This is a genomic window from Sphingobium sp. SG1 (genome assembly GCF_057063145.1).
In genome coordinates, this window is sequence record NZ_JBVVOJ010000002.1 from 116,065 (window position 1) to 139,392 (window position 23,328).

18 protein-coding genes are annotated in these 23,328 nt (G+C 64.0%); 10 read left to right on the forward strand and 8 right to left on the reverse strand.

The genetic code is table 11. The annotated features are described in order from the left end of the window. Positions 1-4 precede the first annotated feature (4 nt). Positions 5-424: a sugar transporter gene (locus AC0KVN_RS06090; protein WP_435566617.1), complete on the reverse strand. Its 420-nt coding sequence runs from the start codon at positions 422-424 to the stop codon at positions 5-7. A gap of 107 nt (positions 425-531) precedes the next feature. Here AC0KVN_RS06090 and AC0KVN_RS06095 point away from each other — a divergent pair, with 107 nt between their 5' ends. Then, positions 532-1,035 carry a 2'-5' RNA ligase family protein gene (locus AC0KVN_RS06095; RefSeq protein WP_069336290.1) on the forward strand — a complete coding sequence of 168 codons (504 nt, stop codon included), beginning with the start codon at positions 532-534 and terminating at the stop codon, positions 1,033-1,035. A 527-nt stretch (positions 1,036-1,562) separates the two neighbouring features. Here AC0KVN_RS06095 and AC0KVN_RS06100 read toward each other — a convergent pair. From AC0KVN_RS06100 to AC0KVN_RS06125, 6 genes are all read right to left on the reverse strand, one after another. Next, a complete protein-coding gene (locus AC0KVN_RS06100) occupies positions 1,563-2,789 on the reverse strand; it encodes an NAD(P)/FAD-dependent oxidoreductase (protein ID WP_435566618.1) in 1,227 nt (408 codons plus the stop codon). Between the two features lie 123 nt (positions 2,790-2,912). Next, positions 2,913-3,950 (reverse strand): rod shape-determining protein, encoded by a 1,038-nt coding sequence (locus tag AC0KVN_RS06105; protein ID WP_004212110.1) that lies wholly within the window; start codon positions 3,948-3,950, stop codon positions 2,913-2,915. Between the two features lie 144 nt (positions 3,951-4,094). Continuing rightward, a complete protein-coding gene (locus tag AC0KVN_RS06110) occupies positions 4,095-5,138 on the reverse strand; it encodes a choice-of-anchor A family protein (RefSeq protein ID WP_435566328.1) in 1,044 nt (347 codons plus the stop codon). A gap of 221 nt (positions 5,139-5,359) precedes the next feature. After that, on the reverse strand, positions 5,360-5,749 hold the full coding sequence (locus AC0KVN_RS06115; RefSeq protein WP_435566329.1) for a DUF4440 domain-containing protein: 390 nt from the start codon (positions 5,747-5,749) through the stop codon (positions 5,360-5,362). Positions 5,750-5,891: 142 nt separating this feature from the next. Then, the gene (locus AC0KVN_RS06120) at positions 5,892-8,291 is read right to left on the reverse strand and encodes a TonB-dependent receptor (RefSeq protein ID WP_435566330.1); all 2,400 of its coding nucleotides are present in this window, start codon (positions 8,289-8,291) and stop codon (positions 5,892-5,894) included. Between the two features lie 231 nt (positions 8,292-8,522). Further along, on the reverse strand, positions 8,523-9,245 hold the full coding sequence (locus AC0KVN_RS06125) for a GntR family transcriptional regulator (RefSeq protein WP_435566331.1): 723 nt from the start codon (positions 9,243-9,245) through the stop codon (positions 8,523-8,525). 157 nt (positions 9,246-9,402) lie between these two features. Between AC0KVN_RS06125 and AC0KVN_RS06130 the strand changes: the two genes are divergently transcribed. The 8 genes from AC0KVN_RS06130 to AC0KVN_RS06165 all read left to right on the forward strand — a co-directional run bounded on the left by AC0KVN_RS06130 (position 9,403) and on the right by AC0KVN_RS06165 (position 20,063). Then, positions 9,403-10,890, forward strand: a complete 1,488-nt coding sequence (locus AC0KVN_RS06130) for an aldehyde dehydrogenase family protein (protein ID WP_435566332.1) — start codon at positions 9,403-9,405, stop codon at positions 10,888-10,890. Then, positions 10,887-11,696, forward strand: coding sequence for a carboxymuconolactone decarboxylase family protein (locus tag AC0KVN_RS06135; protein WP_435566333.1), 810 nt, complete (start codon positions 10,887-10,889; stop codon positions 11,694-11,696). Before AC0KVN_RS06130 ends, AC0KVN_RS06135 begins: the two co-directional genes overlap by 4 nt. Then, positions 11,693-12,448 (forward strand): SDR family NAD(P)-dependent oxidoreductase, encoded by a 756-nt coding sequence (locus AC0KVN_RS06140; RefSeq protein WP_483656007.1) that lies wholly within the window; start codon positions 11,693-11,695, stop codon positions 12,446-12,448. The genes AC0KVN_RS06135 and AC0KVN_RS06140 overlap by 4 nt, the downstream gene beginning before the upstream one ends. Further along, positions 12,445-13,254 (forward strand): NAD(P)-dependent oxidoreductase, encoded by an 810-nt coding sequence (locus tag AC0KVN_RS06145; protein WP_435566335.1) that lies wholly within the window; start codon positions 12,445-12,447, stop codon positions 13,252-13,254. Before AC0KVN_RS06140 ends, AC0KVN_RS06145 begins: the two co-directional genes overlap by 4 nt. 20 nt (positions 13,255-13,274) lie before the next feature. After that, a complete protein-coding gene (locus tag AC0KVN_RS06150; protein WP_435566336.1) occupies positions 13,275-14,060 on the forward strand; it encodes an SDR family oxidoreductase in 786 nt (261 codons plus the stop codon). 238 nt (positions 14,061-14,298) lie between these two features. Next, positions 14,299-16,584, forward strand: coding sequence for a TonB-dependent receptor (locus tag AC0KVN_RS06155; RefSeq protein WP_435566337.1), 2,286 nt, complete (start codon positions 14,299-14,301; stop codon positions 16,582-16,584). An 83-nt stretch (positions 16,585-16,667) separates the two neighbouring features. After that, positions 16,668-18,332 carry an amidohydrolase family protein gene (locus AC0KVN_RS06160; RefSeq protein WP_435566338.1) on the forward strand — a complete coding sequence of 555 codons (1,665 nt, stop codon included), beginning with the start codon at positions 16,668-16,670 and terminating at the stop codon, positions 18,330-18,332. 39 nt (positions 18,333-18,371) lie between these two features. Continuing rightward, a complete protein-coding gene (locus AC0KVN_RS06165) occupies positions 18,372-20,063 on the forward strand; it encodes an amidohydrolase family protein (protein WP_435566339.1) in 1,692 nt (563 codons plus the stop codon). 42 nt (positions 20,064-20,105) lie between these two features. On the opposite strand, the gene AC0KVN_RS06170 is transcribed toward AC0KVN_RS06165, so the two are convergent. After that, positions 20,106-20,564 carry an Lrp/AsnC ligand binding domain-containing protein gene (locus AC0KVN_RS06170; protein WP_097382752.1) on the reverse strand — a complete coding sequence of 153 codons (459 nt, stop codon included), beginning with the start codon at positions 20,562-20,564 and terminating at the stop codon, positions 20,106-20,108. A 304-nt stretch (positions 20,565-20,868) separates the two neighbouring features. On the opposite strand from AC0KVN_RS06170, the gene AC0KVN_RS06175 reads away from it, so the two are divergent. Beyond that, positions 20,869-23,283 (forward strand): membrane-bound PQQ-dependent dehydrogenase, glucose/quinate/shikimate family, encoded by a 2,415-nt coding sequence (locus AC0KVN_RS06175; RefSeq protein ID WP_483656045.1) that lies wholly within the window; start codon positions 20,869-20,871, stop codon positions 23,281-23,283. Positions 23,284-23,328 lie beyond the last annotated feature (45 nt).

Below are 23,328 nucleotides of genomic sequence, written 5' to 3' on the forward strand. Positions count from 1 at the left end.
CCGATCAGCGCAGCAGACCCTTGGCCGCCTGACTGCGGGCGTAGAGCCACTGGCCGATGCCGATCAGGACGATGACGGCCGGGAAGATCACCGCGCCCGCGCCCTTCACCGCCAGCAGGTCGGTGCCGAGGAACGTGTGTCCGAACTGGACGATCACCGCGAGCAGCGACAGCAGGAACAGCGGCACCGCGACGCGGCGGCGCAGCAGCAGGGCGATCGCGCCCAGCGTGCCGGCGCCCACCGCCACCGCATAGACGACCCAGGCCCAGCCGGGCATCTGGGCGAAGGCGCGGGCGGTGTCGGGATCGGTTCTGGCGAGTTCGCTGAGGTCGGCGCCATATTGCATGACGAAGGCAGCGACCCCCATCAGGTTCCATAACAGCAGGATGACGGCGATGATGACGAAGGATGCCGGTGCGCGCATGATGCTTCCCCTCCTGATCCACGCCTGCTTGCCGGGCGCGGCATCTGTCATCATATAGCCTGTCCCGGCCGGGCGAAAGTCCGCCATCGCGTTGCAGGGAGGCGGTTCTGGCTGATCCGATCATCGTCACCGCGCTGCTGGGCGCTGCCGATTTCGCCTGGGCGGATGGCTTGCGCCGCGCCCATTTTCCGCCCGAACGCAATCAGGTGCCAGCGCATGTCACCCTGTTCCATCATCTGCCGCCTTCGCTGCTGCCGGAACTCAGGACGCGGATGAAACAGATATGCGCCGGCCCGGCGCCACGGGCGCGGCTGGGCGATGTGTTGCTGCTGGGGCAGGGGGTCGCCTATCGCATCGACAGTCCCGATCTGGCGGCGTTGCGGGACGAATTGGCGGACGCCTTCACAGGCCTGCTGACGCCGCAGGACCAAGCCGGCTTTCGCCCGCATCTGACTGTGCAGAACAAGGTGGAGCCCAGGGTCGCGCGGGCGCTGGCCGACCGATTGCGCGCCGATTTCCATCCCCGCCCGATCGCAATCGCGGGCCTGGCCGCCTGGCACTATCGCGGCGGACCATGGGAACTGGCAAGCGAGACCCGGTTTCGGGGGTAGGGGATTTGGGTGGGAACAAGACATTCCTCCCCGGCACGGAGAGGGGGACCGCTCGCGTAGCGAGTGGTGGAGGGACACAGGCCGGATAGCGCAGCGCTAAGTGGCACCTGCCCCTCCGTCAGCGCTTCGCGCTGCCACCTCCCCGTTCCGGGGAGGAATGTCCACTTCTGGTCGTCAGCCGTCAAAAACCGATATCGTCATTGCTTCGCTACGCTTGCAATGGCGGGGTTCGCTCGCTTCCCGGCCGTCTTTCCTACTCGGCATTTTTCTGGTCCACCCTGTGGGATGGAATTGGCCGCTCCCATTGCCCCGATATCGACCTTGCTGCAGCGTCCTGCCGCAATAAGCCCGTCGCGTCCTGGTCGCCTGATCGTCGCTTCGCTGGCGCGTCGGTGTCGCTTCACAGGCGCGCGATTGTCGCGTCGCCGTCGCTTTCCGATGACCCTATGCCGGGAAAATGGCGCAAAACGGGGCGACGACACTGTGAACTTCGTAGGAAAATCCGATTGTCGCGTCGTCGCGACCGATCAGGCCAGGCCCACTTCCTTGAGCGGGATGCCGGCATCGGCCAGTTGCGCAGGATCGAGATGGGCGCCGGACAGCACATGGGCGCGGCCCTGGACATAGTCCTTGACCGCATTGACGCAGTCGAGCGCGATCAGCTTGCCGCCCTTCAGATAGATGACCGAGAAGCTGCGGGTGGCGGGATCGCCGCGCAGCACCGTCTGGTCGAAGCCGGTCGAGAGGCCCACGGTCTGGAGCTTGAGATCATATTGGTTCGACCAGAACCAGGGCACGGCGTCATAGGCCTCTTCCTTGCCGAGGATATGGGCCACGGCGGTCTTGGCCTGGTCATTGGCGTTCTGGACGGATTCGAGGCGCATCTGCGCGCCGCCGGCAAAACGGTTGGCGTGGGATGCGCAATCGCCCACGGCATAGATGTCGGGCAGCGAGGTGCGGCAATATTCGTCGACATCGACGCCATTGCCGCCGGCCGCGCCGGCCGCGATCAGCGGGCCGGTTTCGGGCACGATGCCGATGCCCACGATCACCATGTCGGTCTCGATCCGCTCGCCATCCTGCATCAGCACCGCAGTGGCCCGGCCATCCTCGACCGCGATACAGTCCATCTTCGCGCCGGTACGCAGATCAACGCCATGGGCGCGATGCTCCGCCTCGTAGAAGCGCGAGAGATCCTCGCCCGCGACGCGGGCTAGCACCCGGTCGAGCGCTTCGAGCAGGACGACGGTCTTGCCGAACTTCGAGAGCACGGCGGCCGCCTCCAGCCCGATATAGCCGCCGCCGATGATGGTGACATGGTTCACGCTGTCGATCTTCGCCATCATCGCGTCGACATCGTCGCGGCGACGCACGGCATGGACATTGGCGGCTTCGGCGCCGCTGCAGGTGAGCATCCGGGGGCTGCCGCCGGTACACCAGATCAGCTTGTCATAGCCGATTTCCGCGTCGCCGACGGTGACGAACTTGCCGACCGGATCGACGCTCTTGACCCGGCGCCCCAGCAACATGTCGATCTTGCGCTCGTCCCAGAAGGCGGCGGGGCGGATCAGGATACGGTCGAAGCTCTTGTCGCCGGCGAAATATTCCTTGGACAAAGGCGGGCGCTCATAGGGCGGATCCTTCTCGTCGCCGATCATGCCGACCGAGCCTTCGAAACCGTGTTGCCGCAGCGAGATCGCCGCCTGCGCGCCGGCATGGCCGGCTCCCACGATCAGAACGTCATAATAGCTCATCCGCCCGCTCATCCTCTTTTATCCGGGGCTTTGCTTGGCGGCATTTGGCGATGCTGGCAAGCGCGGATGTGGCGGGGCGGGCAACCGACGCCCGCCAACCATCGTCGGGGCGCTGCGTACCGATCAGGACATGGTCAGCACGCCTTCATAGGCGCGATCTTCCAGTGCCTTGCCGGCACCCATGGCGACGCACATCAAAGGCGTGTCGGCGATCCGCACGGGCAGGCCGGTGGCTTCCGACAGCGCCTCGTCCAGCCGGCGCAGCAGCGCGCCGCCGCCGGTCAGGGTGATGCCCTCGTCAATGATGTCGGACGACAGTTCCGGCGCGGTCTGTTCCAGCGCGGTCATCACCGCCATCACGATCTGGCCGACCGGTTCGGACAGGGCGTCGCAGATTTCCGCTTCGCTGATGGTCATTTCGGCCGGGCGACCATTCACCAGGTCGCGGCCCTTGACGATGATCCGCTCGCCCTCGCCATCGGGCGGGGTGGCGCAGCCGATCGCGCATTTGACCCGTTCGGCGGTGGCTTCGCCGATCATCAGATTATGGACGCGGCGGATGTGCGAGGCGATGGCGTCATCCAGCTTGTCGCCGCCGACGCGGGCCGAATTGCTGTAGGCGATGCCGTTGAGCGACAGCACGGCCACTTCGGTCGTGCCGCCGCCGATATCGACCACCATCGCGCCGCGCGGTTCGGTGACGGGCAGGCCGGCGCCGATCGCCGCGGCCATCGGCTCCTCGATCAACTGCACCCGCGCCGCGCCGGCGTTGGAGGCGGCATCGCGCAGCGCGCGCCGTTCGACCATGGTGGAGCCGGTCGGCACGCAGATCACCACATCATAGCGGCGGCCGAAACGTCCGCCGTCCTGCGCCTTCTCGACGAAATGCTTGATCATCTGTTCGGCGACATCGATGTCGGCGATCACGCCGTCGCGCAGCGGGCGGATCGCCTGGATATTGGCCGGGGTCTTGCCCATCATCAGCTTGGCTTCATTGCCCACCACCTTGACCTTGCGGATGCCACGAATGGTCTCGATCGCGATAACGGACGGTTCGTTCAGCACGATGCCCCGGTCGCGGGCGTGGATGACGGTATTCACGGTGCCAAGATCGATCGCCATGTCGCAGGCGGTCGAGGAGAAGAAGCGGGGCATTTTCATGGGAAAGCGGCGATCTGCAAAGATTGTGAAACAATGGCTCCCTGTGCCGTCGCCCGGCGGCGATCAGAAGGGCGCTGCGCCAGTCCGTCCGTTTCCCGCGTCTGGCCGAGGCTGAAGGGACGGAAAAGCACGGTAAAGGGCGGTTCAGGCGGTCTTGCGGATCAGTCGGCGACCCAGCAGCACGCCGGCAATGCCGAGCAGGAACAGGGGCCAGCCCGGCGCTTCGGGCACCGGCGTGCCGCCCGAGCTGCTGCCGGTCGGCGGATCGATCGGCGGCGTATAGGTTCCGGTATAGGTGCCCAGATGCATCTCGCCATTCTGGGTCAGGTTGCCGAACACGGCCGATCCCTGGATATAGTTGGCGGTGGTCGCATCGGCCCAGGGGGCCAGCAGCGATCCGCCCCAGCTATTGGTGAGGTCGAGCGACTGGGCGTCGCCGAAATTCCAGATGACATGTTCGCCCAGATTGGCGGTGCCGCCCAGGAAATTGTCGTTGAGGCTGACCGTGCTGCCGCTGACATTGACGATCGCGGTGTCGGCGCCGTTCAGGTTGAAGGCGATTTCGCCCACCTTGTCGAGATCGGCGGCGCTGATCGAGAAGACGGCCAGGCCGTTGGCGTCGGGGCTGGCGTTGAAGGTGGCGCGGTTGCCGCTGATGACCATGTCGCTGTTGGCGGCCAGGCCCGACAGGTTGGTCGACAATTGCTTCATGCTGCCGGCCAGCACCGTGCCCTGCGTCGCCAGGCTGGATGCGAAGCCGGGGTCCGATGTGGCCAGGCCGGACTGGACGCTATTCTGGTTGATATTGGTGTTGCTGATGGTGCCGCCGACCTTCACCGTCTGGGCCGCGCCATTGAGGTTGAAGCCGCTTTCGACATTGCCGCCGACCAGCGCGCCCGACCCGTTGTTCAAATTCTTGATGCCGCCGGTGACATTGCCGACCACGGTGAGGCCCGCCTGTCCGGTCGTGGACGTGGCGGGGGTGCTGATCTGGTAGCTGGAGGATGTGCCGGTGAGGTCGCCGCCAACGAAGGTGCGGCCCTCGACTTCGGAGGAGGAACTGAGGTCGCCCAGCACGATCAGATTCCATTCGCGCAGCGCGTCGGTGCCGGTGACGGGTGAGGCGTAAGCGGGGGCGGTGGCCAGCAGTGCCAGCGACGCCGAAACCATGAAACCGGTCTTTTTCATAATGGATAACGCCAAGTCTTCGCATGTCGTCACAATGGATCGCGTGACGCGTGGCGAAGTCCCCCCTTCCGCTCTCTGGATTGTCGGCCCCGACTCCGACGCCGGAGCGCCAAGGACAGGGTGGGGGCGCCATAGTCCTGTCGGGCCGGAGCAGCAATATTTTATTAACTATTGCACGAAGAGGGTGGCGGCTCGTCTTGGCGAGGGAAGACGCGGACTTTTCAGGCCAGGGTCAGGTAAAGTTCCGCCTCGATCAGCCACTCGCTGCCAAGCTGCCGCCATTTGGCGGTGTAGGCGCCCGCGGCGATGAGGATGCCGGACGATGCGGCAACGCCCTGCCACTGGCCATGTTCGAAAGCGATCGGTTCGACGGGCGAGACGAGGATCGTGTCGGGCGTGCGGGTGTAGATGCTGCGATCGGGTGCGGCAAATTCGCGCTTCCAGGCCATCAGCTGCTCCTTGCGCCCGGCGATGACGCCGCTGTCGGTGCCCGTCACCATCACGACATCCTGTGCCAGGATCGGGCCGATGGCGGCCAGGTCGGCATCGGCGAGCGCCCGGTTGAAGCTGGCGCGGCGCAGGCGGATGGCAAGATCGGCGGTGGCGGTCATGGCGCTTCCCTTAGCAGGCAGCGCTGCCATCGCCATGCCCGTCCAGCAAAAAAAGAACGCCCGCAGCGGGCTGCGGGCGTTCCGTTCGCCAGACCGGGCCATGTCGAGGAGGGCATGGCCGGCCCGGCGGGGAGAGAGGTTGTTAGAGCTTGTAGCCCAGGGTCAGCACCCAGGAGCGGCCTTCGCCCGGATTGGCCCAGCCATTGTTGCGGATGCTGGTATAATATTTTTCGTTGGTGAAGTTCTGGACGTTGAGCTGCGCCGTTAGCTTCTCGTCGAAGGTGTAGGACAGCATCGCGCGGTGAACGAGATAATCGTCCGAGTGATAGATCGGGACGATCGTCGTGCTGCCGGCCACCAGCGGCGTGACCAGGGCACGATTGTTGAGCGCGAAGCTGCCCTGGTAGGTCAGGCCATAGCCCAGTTGCAGCCCGAAGGGCAGGGTATAGGTGGTGAACAGGCTGCCCGAATGCTTGGGCGTATTGGTCATGTCCTGACCCTTCTGCACATCGGGGATCAGAACATTGTTGCCGCACGGGTTGGACGTAGCCGATCCGATCCCGGATGCAGTGCCCGTCCACGGGCTCGCAAGGCATGCATTGGACACGCTCTGGATGACCTTGCTTTCGAGATAGGTGTAGTTTGCGAAGATCGTCCAGGCTTCGGTGATGTTGCCGCTGGCGCCCAGGGTGACACCGTTCACGCGGTTGCGGCCATCATTGACGGGCAGCGTGCCGACAAACGGATCATTGCTGGTGACGCGATAATTTTTGCGCTCGTTGCGGAACAGGGCGGCGGTCAACTGAAGGCCGCCATCGAACAGGTCGATCTTGCCGCCGATCTCGTAATTGACTGCTTGTTCCGGATTGGCGTCGCAGGCGTCGTTGGAGCCATTGGTTCCGGTGATGATCAGGCCGCAGCCCGATCGCACCGTGGTGGCCGTCGGCGTCTTGCTGTTGGAATAGGCGACATAGAGGCTGGCATTGTCGGCCGGCTTGTAGACCAGGCCGATGCGGTAGGAGAAGAGATCGTCGCTCGCATTCTGCTGCGGGCCGGTGGTGTAGGCGCCCCCGGTGGCGGGGGTCGCGATCGTGTCGGAGCGGAAGCGGGCGCGGTTATGCTCCCAGCGGACGCCGCCATTCAGTTCGAGCCCATCGACGATCTTGGCCGCAGCAAAGGCATAGGTCGCGATGTTGAACAGGTCGCCCATCTGGTGGCCGGACCGGATCTTGTTGACCGGGCCGGTATAGATGCCGTTCGGATCGCTGATGCTGATCGGATCGAGCGTGGGGTTCGGCGTGGCGCCGTTGGCGTTGCGCAGGACGTTGCCATTGTCCAGCGTGTAATCTTCCTGCAGCATCGAGGTGCCGATGACCAGCGTATGGCCGCCCGGAATGTTGAAGGTCAGGTCGAGCTGATTGTAGAGCGTCTGGTTGACCGAGTCCCGGAAGCCGCCACGCGGGCCGCTGGGATAATACATGCCCGGCACCTGGCCGGCGGCGCAGGCCGCACCGGTCGGCAGTGTGCCGTTGGCGAGGCAATAGGCGCCCTGTGGCGGGTTGACGACCAGATTTTGCTCGACGCGCTGCCAGCGCGACAGGTTGCGGACCGACAGCAGGTCGCTGAAACGATGATCGAAGATCGCCGTCGCCTGGTCGATCGTCTGGTCCTGCTTGTCGAGATTCTTGTAGCCATAATAGCCGCTATAGGGGACGCCGGGCAGCGGCCCATCATAGATCGCATTCTTGTAATAGGGCACGCCGTAGAGCGGCGTATTCTCGTCTTCCTGATGGGTATAGAGCAGGGTCAGCGAGGTCGGCCCGTCCACGCCCAGCTTGACCGAGGGGGCCACGCCCCAGCGCTTGTAGCTGTCGACATCGCGCCGGGCGACGTCATTTTCATGATACATGGCGTTGAGGCGCACGGCGATTTGCTCGTTGACGCGGACATTGCTGTCGATGGTCGCGCGATAATAATCGGACGTGCCGATGCCGCCCTGCACCAGCGTTTCGCTGTCGGCCTTGGGGCGCTTGGTCACGAGGTTGATGTTGCCGCCGATCGCGCCCGAACCGCCATAGACGGAATTGGCGCCGTTGGTGACCTCGATCTGCTCCAGGTTGAACGGGTCGGTGCGGCTATATTGGGCGCTGTCGCGCACGCCATCGATGCTGATGTCGGTGTTGGCGCTCTGGCCACGCAGGTTGATGCTGTCGCCATAGCCGCCGCCGCCTTCGCCCGCGCCGAAGGTGATGCCCGGAACGGTGGACAGCACGTCGCGCAAGGTAAGGAGGTTCTGCTTCTGGATGGTCTGGTTGCCGATCACCGTGATGGTCTGCGGCGTGTCGAGCAGGGGGCGAACATATTTGGGCGATTCGGGCTTGTCCACCTTGATGGAATTGTCGTCGATCGCCGTGTCGGTGACCGTGACGCCACCCAGTGCCTGGCCCTGGCCATTATCCTGCGCATGCGCGCCGGATGCGAAGGCCATTGCGCCGACGCAGCTCAGTGCGAGGAAGGATGGAGTGTTTCCATATTTCGCCATTGTTTCAGAACCCCTTTCGATTGTTGCAGGGGCTGCTATTGCGACCTATTCGCATTGTCAATGCTATTGCGAGTGGATATCTGTTCGACGATGCTTTTTTGCTAAATGATGTAAAAGTCGCACAGTCGGCAAAGTGGCTAAATGACCGATGCATCGATCATGACGGTGCCATCAGCGGCGCGTGCCTGTGGCGGCACCCGAACGCATCGCTTTGTGGTGTGCGATGCTGCTTCACACGCGGTCGAATGCGCACAAGGCGGCCAAAACCTGCCGATTTTGGCGGTCGGCCTCGAAATGGGCGAGGGCAGGGTCGCGATCGGCGATCGCGTCGATGATGCGCAGACGACCGTGGCGCCATATGCTAAGGTCGAACATGTCGGCCCTGGCGCCCTCGCGCTCCACATCGCGCGCGCTCCCCAGCGCAACACGGGTCAACAGCTCGAACAGGGGCTGGCTGACCATTTTGAACAATATGTCCTGCAGCCGGCCTTCCAACTGGCCGAGCCCGTCCATGCTATCGCATGCATCGATCTGACTGCGCAGATCGAGTAATTCCCTGTGAAGGGCCTGGTCGTCGCATCGCGCGGCAGCGGCGCAGAGCCGGTTGAACAGCAGCGAGGTGATGTCGAGTATCTCGCGCCAGGAACCCGGTTCGCCGCACAGATAGGCTCCCAGCATCCGTTCCAGATCGGCCATTTGCGGTCGCCGGCCATAATAGCCGCCGCCTGGCCCGCGCCGGACCTCCAGCAAGCCCTCATGCTCCAGGATGCGTGCTGCCTGCTGGACCGTGACGATGCCGACCTCCAACTCGCGGGCAAGGGTTTGCAGCGAACCGATCTGCTCGCCGGCCGGTGCAGCGAGGATGCGCCGGCGCAGGGTGTCGGCGGTATGGCGGACGATCTGCCGCTTGCCGATCGCAGGTTCGGTCAGGTCATTTTGCTGGATGAGGCTCATATGAATTAATGTGCATGTTGATTGAAATTTCGCAAGGGCGATACCGAGTTTCATCGCCTTGATGATCTAATAATATACATATTAATGTCGATCCCAAGAGTCGCCGCCCGGTTTTGGAGCGGTGCCGCTGCGCTTACCGCGCCGGAAGGAGAGAGCCATGGCGTTCAGGGATCCCGTGATCGACGCATTGCCGCGTCACCCCATCATCATTGGCGGACAGCGCGAAGTGCCGACAGGTCCGGCGCGCCACGCCCATGTCTATCCCGGCACCGGCAAGGTGACGCAGGAACTGGCTCTGGCGGACGCCGAGGATGTCGACCGGGCCACAGCCGCCGCGCGCAGGGCTTGCCCGGCATGGCGTGCTATGCCCGGCGACAAGAGGCGCGACCTGATGTTCCGCATCGCCGCGCTGCTGGAGGCCAAGTCGGCGGATTTCGCGCCGAGCCTGATCGCCGAAAATGGATCGGTGGCGATGGTGGCGCCCTATATGGGTTATGATGCCGCCCAGAAGTTCCGCTATTTCGGTGGCTGGTGCGACAAGCTGCACGGGCGCACCATCCCGATGTGGGGCGCGCCGGCCCATGATTATGTCAGCTATGATCCCTATGGCGTGATCGGCATCATCGTGCCGTGGAACGGGCCGCTGTTCGCCGCGACCATGGTGCTGGCGCCGGTGCTGGCAGCGGGCAATTGCGTGGTCATCAAGGCACCGGAACTCGCGCCCTACAGCGTCATGCAACTGGTCGAACTGCTGCATGAGGCGGGCCTGCCCGATGGCGTCGTCAATCTGGTCACGGGCGGCGCCGATGTCGGCGCGGCGATGGTCAGCCATCCCGGCATCGACAAGATCGAATTCATCGGATCGGGCGCAACCGCGCGCCAGGTGCTGGCCAATGCGGCCCAGTCGCTCAAGCCGGTGGGCCTGGAACTGGGCGGCAAGTCGGCCGTGGTCGTGTTCGATGATGCCGACCTGATGCTCGCCGCGAAGAAGGGGCTGACCGGGGCGATTTCCTCCAACGGGCAAGGGTGCATCAATGGCACGCGGCTGCTGGTCCAGCGCGGCGTTTATGACCGCTATCTCGACCTGATCGGGGCGATGGCGGGCCATGTGCAATCAGGCGACCCGTTCGATCCCGCGACGGTGCTGGGGCCGGTGATCAGCCAGAATGCGCTCGACCGGATCAGCGGCATGGTGGCGCGCGGCGTCGCCGATGGCGGCCGCATCATCGCGGGTGGGCAGCGGCTGGACGGCGATTTTGCCGATGGCTTCTTCCTGCCGGTGACGATCCTGGCGGACGTGCCGGACCAGTGCGAGATCGCCCGGAATGAGGTGTTCGGCCCTGTCCTGGTCGTGACCCCGTTTGAGGATGAGGAAGAGGCGATCGCGCTCGCCAACGGCACCAACTATGGTCTGGGGGCCTATGTCCACACGCAGAATTTGCGCTGCGCCCATCATATGGCGCGCGAGCTGCAGGCGGGCATGATCCATGTGAACGGTTCGGGTGAGGCGATGCAGCCCAATTGCCCGTTCGGCGGCTTCAAGCAGAGCGGGCATGGCCGGCTCGGCGGGGTCGAGGGGCTGCATGAGTTCCTCCAGCCCAAGAATGTCTGGATGAGCATGGCCGCGCCGGAGCACGGGCAATGAGCCTGTGTGATCCCGCAGCGCGCAGCGCACTCGGCAGCCACCTGCAGGCCGAACTGACCGGGCGGGATGATCCCGCGCCGCAATCGCCGGTGGCGGACAGCTGGCGCGATTTCATCTATGCCGAAATCTGGTCTCGTCCGGGGCTGGATCGGCGTGCGCGCTTCCTGATCGCGCTGGCTTCGGCGGCCGGCGCCGATGCGCCCGCCGATCGGCTGGACGGCTATGTCCGTGGCGCACTGACGACCGGCGCGCTGGCCCAGGCCGAATTGCGCGAGGCGGCGCTGCACGTCGCAGTCTATTCCGGCTGGGACAAGGGCGGGGCGATCGACGCCGCGATTGATCGGGTCGAAGCGGAGCAGGAGCTGGCGCAGGTTCTTCTGGCGCCGATCCGGGCCGAACCCTGGGATGCGCAGCAGCGCATGGAGCAGGGCTTTGCCGAATTTCGTGCGGTGATGACCTTTGACGGCCCGCGCGTCGGTAATGGCCTGCCCTATCTACAGGATGGCATATTGAACTTCGTGTTCGGCGAAATGTGGTGCCGGCCGGGCCTCGACCAGCGGTCGCGCCGCTTCCTCACGCTGGTGGGCGTCGCGGATTCCGCTGCCACCGTGCCGATCGCCAGCCATTTCCATGCCGCCATGGCGAGCGGCAACTGCACCGCCGCCGAACTCAACGAATTCGTCCTCCAATATGCGGTCCATGCCGGCTGGCCCAAGGCGTCGGTGATCCAGGGCGTGGTGCTGGAAATGGCGGGGAAGGTCGCCAAGGGCCTGGCCTGGAACGAGACAGAGGGGGGCAAGCAATGAGCATCGTGATCGACATGACTGGCAAGGTGGCGCTGGTGACCGGGGCTGCTTCGGGCCTTGGCTGCGCGACGGCGGTGAAACTGGCACAGGCCGGCGCCAGGCTGTGGCTGGTAGACGTCAATGCGGAAGGGTTGGCCGAAACGCTGGGCCTGCTTCCTGAGGGTGAGCATCAGACGGCGGTTGTCGATCTGGCCGATCCTGACGCTTGCCGTGCCACCGTCGATGCGGCTGTCGCCCATTGCAGCCAGCTCGATGCGCTTTGCAATGTCGCTGGCCTCATCTATCTCGCCAATTCGCCCGACATGCCCCGGCTGCTTTGGGACAAGACGCTGGCGGTCAACCTTACCGCGCCCTTCCTGCTGTCACAGGCGGCAATCCCGCATCTGCTGAAGGTCAATGGCGCGATCGTGAATGTCGTCTCTTCGGCCGCGTTCATCGGCGAGGCCTATGCCGCCGCCTATTGCGCGTCGAAAGCCGGCCTTCTCAACCTCACCAAGGCCATGGCGATGGAGTATCAGAAGCAGCCGATCCGCATCAACGCCGTTGCGCCCGGTGGCATGATGACCAATATCGCCACCAATTTCCGGGCGCCCGCAGGTTGCGACTTCGAATTGCTCAAGCGTTTTTCCGGGATGCGCGGCACGGTCGAGGTCGATGATGTCGCCGACATGGTCGCGCTGCTCGCCTCGCCGGCCGGGCGTGGCTTCCACGGCAATTGCATCTCGATCGATGCCGGGATCACCGCAGGATGAGCGGGATGGAACGGATCGGCTTCATCGGCCTGGGTAGCCAGGGTGGTCCCATGGCTGAACGGATCGCTGCCGCTGGCTATCCGCTCATGCTCTGGGCCCGCCGCCCGGATGCGCTGGCGCCCTTTCTCGAAAAGGGCGCCACAGCAGCGCCGGACATCGCGACATTGGGGGCGTCCTGCGATCATGTCGGCATCTGTGTGGTCGATGACGCCGGCGTGGCCGATATCGTCGAGCAATTATTGCCCGCGATGCGACCGCGCAGCCGGATCGTCATTCATTCGACCATATTGCCCGAACATTGCGTGGCGCTGGCCGAACGGTGCGCGCAACGCGCCATCGATTTCCTGGATGCGCCGGTCAGTGGTGGCGGACCGGCTGCGACGGCAGGCGCATTGACCGTAATGTGCGGTGGAGCGGTCGATGTTTTCGAGGCCGCCCGGCCGGTGCTGGAAAGCTTTGGTGGCCTGATCGTGCGGATGGGCGAAGTCGGTGCCGGGCAGCGCGCCAAGATCGTCAACAATGCGCTGATGGCGGCCAATATGGGGCTGGCCCATGCCGCGATGGAGGCGGGCAGGGCGCTGGACCTGGATGGGGCAGCCCTGTGCGGCCTTATCAAGGCGAGCAGCGGCCGCAGCTTCGGTTTCGAGGTTTATGCCCGCCTGCCGACGCCCGGCGCCTTTGCCCATGGCGCGCCGCTGCTGCGCAAGGATGTCGGGCTGCTGATGACCAGCCTGCCCGATGATGCCGGTGCCGAAGCCCTGTCCCGCGCCGCGATGCCCTTCCTATCCGCCGCCTGCGGCGACTGACCTTTTCAGGAGATCCAATCATGTCCTTCACCCTCGACCAGTTCCGCCTCGACGGCAAAGTCGCGATCGTCACTGGTGCCGGCGGGCGCGGCAACTCCATCGGCCGGGCCTATGCGCTGGGGCTGGCGACGGCCGGTGCCGCAGTCGTCGTCGCTGACCTCAATGCGGAAGGCGCCCAGGCGGTGGCCGACGAGATTGTGGCCGTTGGTGGACGGGCCATCGCCGTCAAGGTCGATGTGGCTGATGAGGCATCTACGCTGGCCATGGCGACGGCGGCGAGTGATGCCTTTGGTGGTGTCGACATCCTCATCAACAATGCCGCGCTGATGGTCGACATCAGTTACGACAATATTGAGGCCGTCAGCCTCGACGCCTGGAACCGCGCCTTTGCTGTCAATCTCAATGGTGCGCTGCTCTGTGCCCGCGCCGTCATCCCTTCGATGCGGGCGCGCGGTGGCGGCCGGATCATCAACCAGACGTCGGGCGGTGCCTTTCCGGCGACGGGCCTCTACGGCATTTCCAAGCTGGCGCTGGTGGGGCTGACGACCACGCTCGCCAAGCAACTGGGCAAGGACAATATCACCAGCAATGCGATCGCGCCGGGCAATGTCACATCGGACGCCGGCAAGATGCTGGTGCCCGACGATTCTCCGTTCATTCAGTTCCTGCAGATGAGTTGCGCCCTGCGCCCGCGCGGCGAGCCGGATGAACTGGTCGGCACGGCGCTGCTGCTCTGCTCGGACGCGGGGCGCTGGATTACAGGCCAGACGATCCATGTCGATGGCGGATGGGTGTTGCGCCCTTGAGCGGGCGCGGGGCGTCATGGCACAAATCGCGATCAGGCCAGATGCCCGTTGCCGGATCGGCGTCCGCGATTCCCGTTCGCAAGATCATCGGCATTTTACCGTAATCACCGAATAATCTGCGGATTATTTCCAAAATCGTCAAATGTTACGAAACACATTCGGCTGCCCCCTTGATACCGTTTCCTCCAGAAAAGAACAGAAATGTGGCGAGGAAAACAAATAAAAACAGGGGGTTTTTATGTTGTCATCTCACAAGGGCCGCCTTCTCAAGCTGTTGCAGGCCGGCAGTGCATTATCCTGCATGGTCGCCATGGCTGGCGGCGTTGCACAGGCCCAGGAACAGGATCAGGGCGAAATCGTCGTTACCGCGCTCAAGCGCAACACCCGCGTTCAGGACACGCCGATCGCCATTACCGCAGTCACCGGCGCCAGCCTGGAAGCAGCCGGCACCAGCAGCTTTACCGAACTGACCCGCGATACGCCGAGCCTGCGCATCGTCGATGGCGGCCCCGGCAACCGCCGCGTCATCCTGCGCGGCGTCACGGCAGCCGGTGAACCGACGGTCGGCGTCTATTATGACGAAGCGCCGGTATCCGGCTCGGTCGGCACCACCAGCGACGCCGCCGGCGCCACGCCCGATTTCCGCATCTTCGACGTGGAGCGCGCCGAAGTGCTGCGCGGCCCCCAGGGCACGCTCTACGGTTCCGGTTCGATGGGCGGCACGCTGCGCATCATCTTCAACAAGCCCAAGACCGACAAGATCGAGGCGGCCTTTGCCAGCACCATGTCGGCGGTCGAGGGCGGATCGATGGGCGCCTCCTTCGACGGGATGCTGAACGTCCCGCTGATCGAGGACAAGCTGGCCATCCGCATCGTCGGCAACGCCACTCAGGTCGCGGGCTATGTCGACAACAGCTATTATGGCTACAAGAATATCAACGATCCCTACACCTATGGCGGCCGCATCATGCTGCGCTTCACGCCGACCGAGGCGCTGACGCTGGACCTGAGCGCCAATTACGAGAAGGCGGCCGGTGAATCGCCGCGCTGGTATGCCGAAACCGGCAAGCGCTGGACCACCGACGCGCGATCGGAATCGGGCAATTACGACACCAACCGCATCTATAATGCGACGCTCAACTATGATTTCGGCCCGGTCGCGCTGACCGCTATCACCACTTACACCGACCGCGACCGCATCGTCGTCGGCGATGTCAGCGATACGTTCAATGGTCGCGACACCGCCGCCCGCTGCCAGACCTATCGCGGCAATGGTGCGGCCTGCTCCGCCGATGTGCTGGCCGATTATCTGTCGGACACCCGCGCCCTGCTGTCGTCCAGCCTGTATCAGCCACAATCGGTCAAGAACTGGCTCAACGAAATCCGCCTGAGTTCGACCGGGGATGGCCCGCTCAACTGGACCGTCGGCCTGTTCAGCGAAGATCGCAAGACGGTGGTGCGCTCGACCCTGCTCAAGGCCGACCCGGACACCGGCTTCCTCTACGATCCCGATGATATCGCCAATCTCGCCTATGATCGCACCATCAACGACAAGCTGAAGCAGAAGGCGGTCTTCGCCGAAATCTCCTACAAGCTGTTCGACAAGCTGACGCTGACCGCTGGCGCGCGCTATTATGATTATAAGAAGACGGTCGGCGGCCGGATCGACATGGGCCAGGAACATTATGCCTCGGTCGTGACGCCCTATACCGAAGCCAAGTCGTCCGAGGACGGCGTGCTTACCAAGTTCAACATCTCCTATCAGGCGACCCCCGATGTGATGATCTATGCGCAGGCGGCGCAGGGCTTCCGGCCCGGCGGCGTCAACCAGGTGATCGGCCTGTCGGCGGCGCTGGCTGCCTACACATCGGACAGCCTGTGGAATTATGAGCTGGGCTTCAAGAGCAAGATCCTGCCGCGCACCTATCTCAACATGGCGACCTACCAGATCGACTGGAGCAACATGCAGGTGTCGGCCCGCACGGCGGGCACCGGCTCGGTCTTCGGCCTCATCTCCAACGTCGGCGCGGCCCGCATTCGCGGCGTCGAGGCGGAATTCTCCACCGAGATTGCCGGCATCAGCTTCAGCGCCAACGGTTCCTACACCGATGCCAAGCTGACCGAGGACCAGGTCAGCACCATCGTCGTGGCATCGGGCCGCAAGGGCGACCGGATCGCCAATGTGCCGAAATGGAATTTCGGCGGATCGGCCGAATATAAGCATATGCTGACCGATGCCATGGATGCCGTCATCCGCACCGATGTCACCTATAATGGCAGTTCCTACAGCACGATTAGCCCGACCGACACCTATCGGCGCCGGCTGGACGATTATACGCTGACAAACCTGCGCCTGGGCGTGCAGGCCAGCGACAACAACTGGGTCGCCCATTTCTTCGTGAACAATCTGTTCAATGAACTGGCGGTGGTCAGTTCCAGCTCCAGCAGCAACACTGGCGGCAAGACGGTGGTGTTTACCGCGCCGCCGCGCACCTACGGCATCAACCTCACCAAGAAGTTCTGATCGCCTGGCACGGGGGCGGCCTGTCGGTCGCCTCCCTTTTCGGGGGCCTTATGGCGGCCGCATGATCGACACAGGGGGATGATATGTTCAAGCGACACATGTGTTTCGCCGGCCTTTCACTGCTCGCGCTGGCTGCCGGAGGGGCGATCGCCCAGCCTGCCAAGGCGCCCGTGGAAGCGGTCAAGCCCCGCGCCGGCGCCAATCCCGCACCGGCGCGCGCTGCCGGCGAAGGCGCCGGTCCGTTCCGCAAGATGGTGATCCGCGGCGTCACCCTGATCGACGGCAGCGGCGCGCCGCCGCGCGGGCCGGTCGACATCGTGATCGAAAATGACGTCATCGCTGACATCCTGCCGGCCGGAACGCCCGGCCTGCCATTCAAGCAGGGACGCGCACCGACCGACGCCGATTATGAAATGGACGCGACCGGCATGTTCGCGACGCCCGGCTTCATCGACATGCATGTCCATGGCTCGACCGACGACAAGGCGCCGGACCTGTCCTATTCCTACAAGCTGTGGCTCGCCCATGGCGTCACCACGGTGCGCGGCGTCGACCTTGCCCCCATGGAAGTGTCCCTGAGCGAACGGGCACGCTCCGCCCGTAACGAGATCGTCGCGCCGCGCATCTTCGCCTATCAGCGGCCGGGTCAGGGCAAGGGCTGGACCGGCGGTCGCACCAATACGCCCGAAAAGGCCCGCGCCTGGGTGCAATGGGCGGCCAAGCAAGGGATCGACGGCATCAAGCTGCTGGATGATCCGGACCAGCCGCCCGAAGTGATGGCAGCCATCATGGACGAGGCGAAGAAGCTGAAACTGGGCACCACGGCGCACCTGTCCCAGATCGGCGTGGGGCGCATGAATGCCGAACAGGCCGGCGATGCGGGCCTTGGCACCGTCACCCATTTCTACGGCCATTTCGAATCCCTGCTGAAGAATGGCCCGGTCCAGAACTGGCCGGTCGACTATAATTATGCCGACGAGCAGGACCGGTTCGGCAATGTCGCCAATCTGGCGGAGGAAAGCGTCGAGCCGGGATCGGACCGCTGGTGGGCCTATCTGGAGCATCAGAAGGCCAATCATGTCACCTTCGATCCCACCATGACCATCTATGCCGCCGGCCGCGATCTGATGCTGGCGCGCAATGCCGACTGGCACGACAAATATACCATGCCGCAGCTGTGGAATTTCTACATGTCCTCACGCGAGAATCACGGCTCCTATTTCTATGACTGGACCACCGCGATCGAGGTGAAGTGGCGGAATTTCTATCACAAATATATGCGGCTTATTAACGACTACAAGAATATCGGCGGACGCGTGACCACCGGCTCGGACTCCGGCTTCATCTTCAAGCCCTATGGCTTTGGCTATATCCAGGAACTGGAGTTGCTGCAGGAAGCGGGCTTCAATCCGTCACAGGTGATCCAGTCGGCGACGCTGAACGGCGCGCTGACGCTCTATGATCCCAGGGGCGAAGTGCCGCCGATCGGCACGGTTCGCGTCGGCAAGCTGGCGGACCTCGTCATCCTCAAGGAAAATCCGCTGCAGAATTTCAAGACGCTCTACGGCACCGGCACGCTGCGCCTCAACGAGCAGACCCAGCGGCTCGAACGGGTGGGCGGCGTCAGCTACACGGTCAAGGACGGCATCGTCTATGACGCGAAGAAATTGCTGGCGGATGTCGCGGACATGGTCGTTGCCGAAAAGCGGCGCATGGGCATGCCGGAACAGGGGCTGCCCCATCCCTGACGGGGCGGGGCATCATAATTCAACAGGGACGGGAAAAGAATGAAGAACAAGATGCTGATCCGGTCGGGCCTTGCTGCGCTCGCCCTCATGACGGTCGCCAGCGCCTCTCATGCGCATGATCCGGACGAATGGTATGTCGGCGGCGCCGCCGGTATCGTCAACGGCAAGAAGCCGACCTTCGTGCCCGCGCCGGCGCGTGGCAGCGCTGACAATGTCGGCCCCTTCCGCAAACTCGTGATCCGTGGCGCGACCCTGATCGACGGCACCGGCGCGCCGCCGCGCGGCCCCTATGACATCGTGGTGGAAGGCAACAAGATCACCGCCATCACCCAGGCCGGCTGGCCCGGCCTGCCGCAGGCAAAGGGGCGTGCGCCGACCGACGCCGATTATGAGATCGACGCGACCGGCATGTATGTGATGCCCGGCTTCAACGACATGCATGTCCACACCCCCGCCAGCGACAAGGCGCCGGATATGAGCTATGCCTACAAGCTGTGGCTGGCCCATGGCGTGACCACGGTGCGCGGCGTGCCGCTGGCTGATCCGGTCGTCGCCAGTTCGGAAAAGAACCGCTCTGCCGCCAACGAGATCGCGGCGCCGCGCATCTTCAATTATCAGACGCTAGGGGCCGGCTGGGACGGTGGGCCGATCGACAGCCCGGACAAGGCGCGCGCCTGGGTCAAATGGGCTGCCGCGCACAATATCGACGGCATCAAATTCTTCAACCGGCCCGAGGAAACGCCACAGATCATCGCCGCCGCCATTGACGAGGCGCACAAGAACAGGATGGGCACCACGGCCCATCTGTCACAGACCGGCGTCGCCAATTTCAACGCCTATGACGCGGCCGAGGCGGGACTGGATACCGTCACCCATTATTATGGCCATTTCGAATCCCTGCTGAAGGATGGGACGATCCAGCGCTTTCCGTCCGACTATGACTATAATAATGAACAGCATCGCTTCGGCGAGGTGGCGGAAATCTGGAACCAGACGGTCGAGCCGGAATCCGAACGCTGGTGGGATTATCTGAAGCATCAGAAGGAGAAGCATGTCACCTTCGATCCGACGATGAACATCTATGCCGCATCCCGCGACCTCATGCGGGCGCGCAATGCCGACTGGCAAAATCTCTACACCACGCCGCAGCTCTGGGCCTATTTCCAGTCGACCCGCGACAATCACGGTTCCTATTTCTACGACTGGGGCACCGAGAACGAGTTTGCGTGGAAGAAATTCTACAACAACTATTTCAAGCTGGTGAACGACTATAAGAATATCGGAGGCCGGGTGACGGTCGGCACCGATTCCGGCTTCATCTACAAGGTCTATGGCTTCGCCTATATCGAGGAGTTGGAACTGCTGCGCGAAGCCGGCTTCTCGCCGCTGGAGATCATGCGCTCGGCCACCATGTGGGGTTCGCAGACCCTCTATGAGCCCAAGGGCATGGCGCCGCCGACCGGCGTGCTGCGCGTCGGCATGCTGGCCGACATGGTCATCACCAGGGAAAACCCGCTGGCCAATCTCAAGACCCTCTATGGCACCGGCCATTCGCGCCTGAACCCGGAAACCAACAAGCAGGAAATGGTCGGCGGCGTCAGCTACACGATCAAGGACGGCATCGTCTATGATGCCAAGAAGCTGCTGGCCGAAGTGGCCGAGATGGTGAAGGCAGAAAAGGCCCGCACCAGCCAGGCCGGCGCCGGCCCGGCCAATCCCAACGCCATGTAATGGATCGAAAGCGGCGCTCTGGGAAAGGGCGCCGCTTTCAAGTCATAGCGGCAGCGCCGTCGTCGACTTGACCTCTTCCAGCACCGCATAGGTCCGCGTCTCGCGCACACCCGGCATGTCGACCAGTTCCTCGGCCAGGAATTTCCGATAGGCCGCCATGTCCTTCATCCGGACCTTGATCAGATAGTCGAAGCCGCCGGCCACCATATGGCATTCCAATATGTCCCGCTGCCGCCGTGTCGCTTCGGCAAACTGGCGGAAGATGTCGCCGGTGGTGCGGTTGAGCAGCACTTCGATGAAGATCAGCAGCGGCCGCTGGTTGAGGTGCGGGTCGAGCAGCGCGACATAGGAAGAGATATAGCCATTGTCGCGCAGCTTGCGCGTCCGGTCGAAACAGGCCGATGGCGAGAGATTGCAATGCTTGGCCAGATCCTGGTTGGTTATGCGACCATCCACCTGAAGCTTGTTCAATATCTTCCGGTCAGTTTCGTCCAGGTTCATCGAAACCCCCAAAACGCTAGCAGTTGGCCAAACCTCAACGATATCTGTGCAAGTCGCGGAAAATGCTGGGCTGCGATCCCATGGGCTCATGCCGGGGATAACGTATCGCTGTGGGAAACCCTCAGCGGCATCGCACGTCCCTCGCGGGATTAGCGCCCAACTTGCCAGCGAGGCAGGAGTGTACTAAATGGTACACAATGTCGCAGCCGTCAGGGCTGGGCGACTCGATCGGCCTGTGGACCCGTGGGCACCGCTCTCCGACGACCATAAGAGATGAAGGAGGTGCCGCGTGTCAGGCACGAAAATGCACGGCCAGCCGCTCGTTCGCGGTTGGCTGCTTCTGTTGGGGGCGGTGATCCTTGCCGCTGGCCTCTTTTTCGCCATTGGCGGCGGCAAGCTCGTCAGCCTGGGCGGCAGTCCCTATTTCCTGATCGCCGGCATCGCGCTGGTTTTCGCGGGCGGCCTCATCGCCCTGCGCAAGACCGGTGGCGGCCTGCTCTTTGGCGCGACCTTCCTGCTGACTATCCTCTGGGCACTGTGGGAAGTGGGCTTCAGCTTCTGGCCGCTCATTTCCCGCCTGCTGGCGATGGGTGTCGGCGCGACCGTCGTTGCGCTCTCCTATCCGCTGCTGCGGCGCGGCGACGGTTCGTCGCCTGCCTGGCGGCCTGCATTGCTGATGGCAACGCTGGTCGGCCTCGGCTCGGCCGCCGGTGCGGCCGGCATGTTCATGGTCCATCCGACCGTGCCCTTTGCCGGGCAGATGGCTTCGCTGGTGCCGGTCGATCCGGCGCGCGAGCAGAAGGACTGGACCGCCTATGGCAACACGCCAGGCGGCAGCCGCTTCGTCGCGCTCGACCAGATCACCCGCGACAATGTGAACCAGCTCAAGGTCGCCTGGACCTATCGCACCGGCGACGTCGCGCAGAGCGATGGCAATGGCGCGGAGGACCAGAATACCCCGCTGCAGGTCGGCGACACGCTGTTCATCTGCACCCCACATAACAATGTCATCGCCCTCGACGCCGATACCGGGCGCGAGAAGTGGAAGACGCTGATCAATGCCAAGGCATCGGTCTGGATGCGCTGCCGGGGCCTCGCCTATTTCGACGCCCATGCGCCGATCCAGCAGCCCAGCCTGCCCGGCGCAACGCCGGTGACGGCAGCGACCGTGCCGGCCGGCGCCGCCTGCCAGCGCCGCATCCTGATGAACACCATCAATGCCGAACTGATTGCGCTAGATGCCGACACCGGCAAGTTCTGCGCCGATTTCGGCACCAATGGCCGGGTCGACCTGAAGGCCGGCCTCGGCAATGCGCCCGATCCCCAATATCAGCTGACCTCCGCGCCGACGCTGGCGGGCACGACGGTTGTGGTCGGTGGCCGCGTCGCCGACAATGTGCAGGTCGACATGCCCGGCGGCGTGATGCGCGGCTTCGATGTCATCACGGGCAAGCTGCGCTGGGCCTTCGATCCGGGCAATCCGGCCATCACCGGCACCCCGCCGGCGGGCAAGAGCTACACCCGCTCGACCCCCAATGTCTGGGCCGCCATGTCCTATGATCCGGCGTCGAACACCGTGTTCATGCCGGTGGGCAGTGCCTCGGTCGATCTCTATGGCGTCACCCGCAGCGCGCTCGATCATACATATGGCGCGTCGATGCTGGCGCTCGATGCCACCACCGGCCGTGAGAAATGGCATTTCCAGACCGTCCATAACGACCTTTGGGACTTCGACCTGCCGATGCAGCCGAGCTTCGTCGACTTCCCCATCGATGCCGCCCGCAAGGTGCCTGCGCTCGTCTTTGGCACCAAGGCAGGGCAGGTCTATGTGCTCGATCGCGCCACCGGCAAGCCGCTCACCGACGTGAAGGAAGTGCCGGTCAAGCCGGCGAACATTCCGGGCGAGCCTTATTCGCTGACCCAGCCCAAGTCGCTCGGCATGCCGCAGATCGGCGTCGGCCCGCTGACCGAGGCGGACATGTGGGGCGCCACTCCGTTCGACCAGCTGCTCTGCCGTATCGCCTTCAAGGGTATGCGCTATGAAGGGCTCTACACCGCGCCGGGCACCGACAAGTCGCTGAGCTTCCCCGGATCGCTGGGTGGCATGAACTGGGGCGGCATCTCGACCGATCCGACCAGCGGCACCATCTTCGTCAACGACATGCGCCTTGGCCTGTGGGTCCAGATGTTCCCGCAGACCGCGGCGCAAAAGGGGCAGTCGGGCAGCGCCGGCGAGGCGGTCAATACCGGCATGGGCAGCGTTCCGCTCAAGGGCACGCCCTATTCTGTGGTGAAGGACCGCTTCCTGTCGGCGCTGGGCATCCCCTGTCAGGCGCCGCCCTATGGCACGCTGACCGCGATCGACCTCAAGAGCCGCGCCATCAAGTGGCAGGTGCCGGTGGGCACGGTGCGCGACACCGGGCCGATGGGCATCCGCATGGGCTTGCCGATCCCGATCGGCATGCCGACGCTGGGTGGCACGCTGGCGACGCAGGGCGGCCTGGTCTTCATCGCCGGCACGCAGGACTTCTACCTGCGCGCCTTCAACGCGGCGACCGGGGCGGAAGTGTGGAAGGCCCGCCTGCCGGTCGGCAGCCAGGGCGGCCCGATGAGCTACAAGTCGCCCAAAAGCGGCAAGCAATATGTGGTCGTGACGGCGGGCGGCGCGCGCCAGTCGCCTGATCGGGGCGATTATGTGATCGCCTACACGCTGCGCTGAACCATGGGCGGGGCGGCCCGGCGCCGCTCCGCCTGTCTGTCGTCA

Coding starts and splice junctions, on each gene's coding strand:
- AC0KVN_RS06090 (WP_435566617.1), bottom strand. CDS start 424: ATGCGCGCACCGGCATCCTTCGTCATCATCGCCGTCATCCTGCTGTTA.
- AC0KVN_RS06100 (WP_435566618.1), bottom strand. CDS start 2,789: ATGAGCTATTATGACGTTCTGATCGTGGGAGCCGGCCATGCCGGCGCG.
- AC0KVN_RS06105 (WP_004212110.1), bottom strand. CDS start 3,950: ATGAAAATGCCCCGCTTCTTCTCCTCGACCGCCTGCGACATGGCGATC.
- AC0KVN_RS06110 (WP_435566328.1), bottom strand. CDS start 5,138: ATGAAAAAGACCGGTTTCATGGTTTCGGCGTCGCTGGCACTGCTGGCC.
- AC0KVN_RS06115 (WP_435566329.1), bottom strand. CDS start 5,749: ATGACCGCCACCGCCGATCTTGCCATCCGCCTGCGCCGCGCCAGCTTC.
- AC0KVN_RS06120 (WP_435566330.1), bottom strand. CDS start 8,291: ATGGCGAAATATGGAAACACTCCATCCTTCCTCGCACTGAGCTGCGTC.
- AC0KVN_RS06125 (WP_435566331.1), bottom strand. CDS start 9,245: ATGAGCCTCATCCAGCAAAATGACCTGACCGAACCTGCGATCGGCAAG.
- AC0KVN_RS06130 (WP_435566332.1), top strand. CDS start 9,403: ATGGCGTTCAGGGATCCCGTGATCGACGCATTGCCGCGTCACCCCATC.
- AC0KVN_RS06135 (WP_435566333.1), top strand. CDS start 10,887: ATGAGCCTGTGTGATCCCGCAGCGCGCAGCGCACTCGGCAGCCACCTG.
- AC0KVN_RS06140 (WP_483656007.1), top strand. CDS start 11,693: ATGAGCATCGTGATCGACATGACTGGCAAGGTGGCGCTGGTGACCGGG.
- AC0KVN_RS06145 (WP_435566335.1), top strand. CDS start 12,445: ATGAGCGGGATGGAACGGATCGGCTTCATCGGCCTGGGTAGCCAGGGT.
- AC0KVN_RS06150 (WP_435566336.1), top strand. CDS start 13,275: ATGTCCTTCACCCTCGACCAGTTCCGCCTCGACGGCAAAGTCGCGATC.
- AC0KVN_RS06155 (WP_435566337.1), top strand. CDS start 14,299: ATGTTGTCATCTCACAAGGGCCGCCTTCTCAAGCTGTTGCAGGCCGGC.
- AC0KVN_RS06160 (WP_435566338.1), top strand. CDS start 16,668: ATGTTCAAGCGACACATGTGTTTCGCCGGCCTTTCACTGCTCGCGCTG.
- AC0KVN_RS06165 (WP_435566339.1), top strand. CDS start 18,372: ATGAAGAACAAGATGCTGATCCGGTCGGGCCTTGCTGCGCTCGCCCTC.
- AC0KVN_RS06170 (WP_097382752.1), bottom strand. CDS start 20,564: ATGAACCTGGACGAAACTGACCGGAAGATATTGAACAAGCTTCAGGTG.
- AC0KVN_RS06175 (WP_483656045.1), top strand. CDS start 20,869: ATGCACGGCCAGCCGCTCGTTCGCGGTTGGCTGCTTCTGTTGGGGGCG.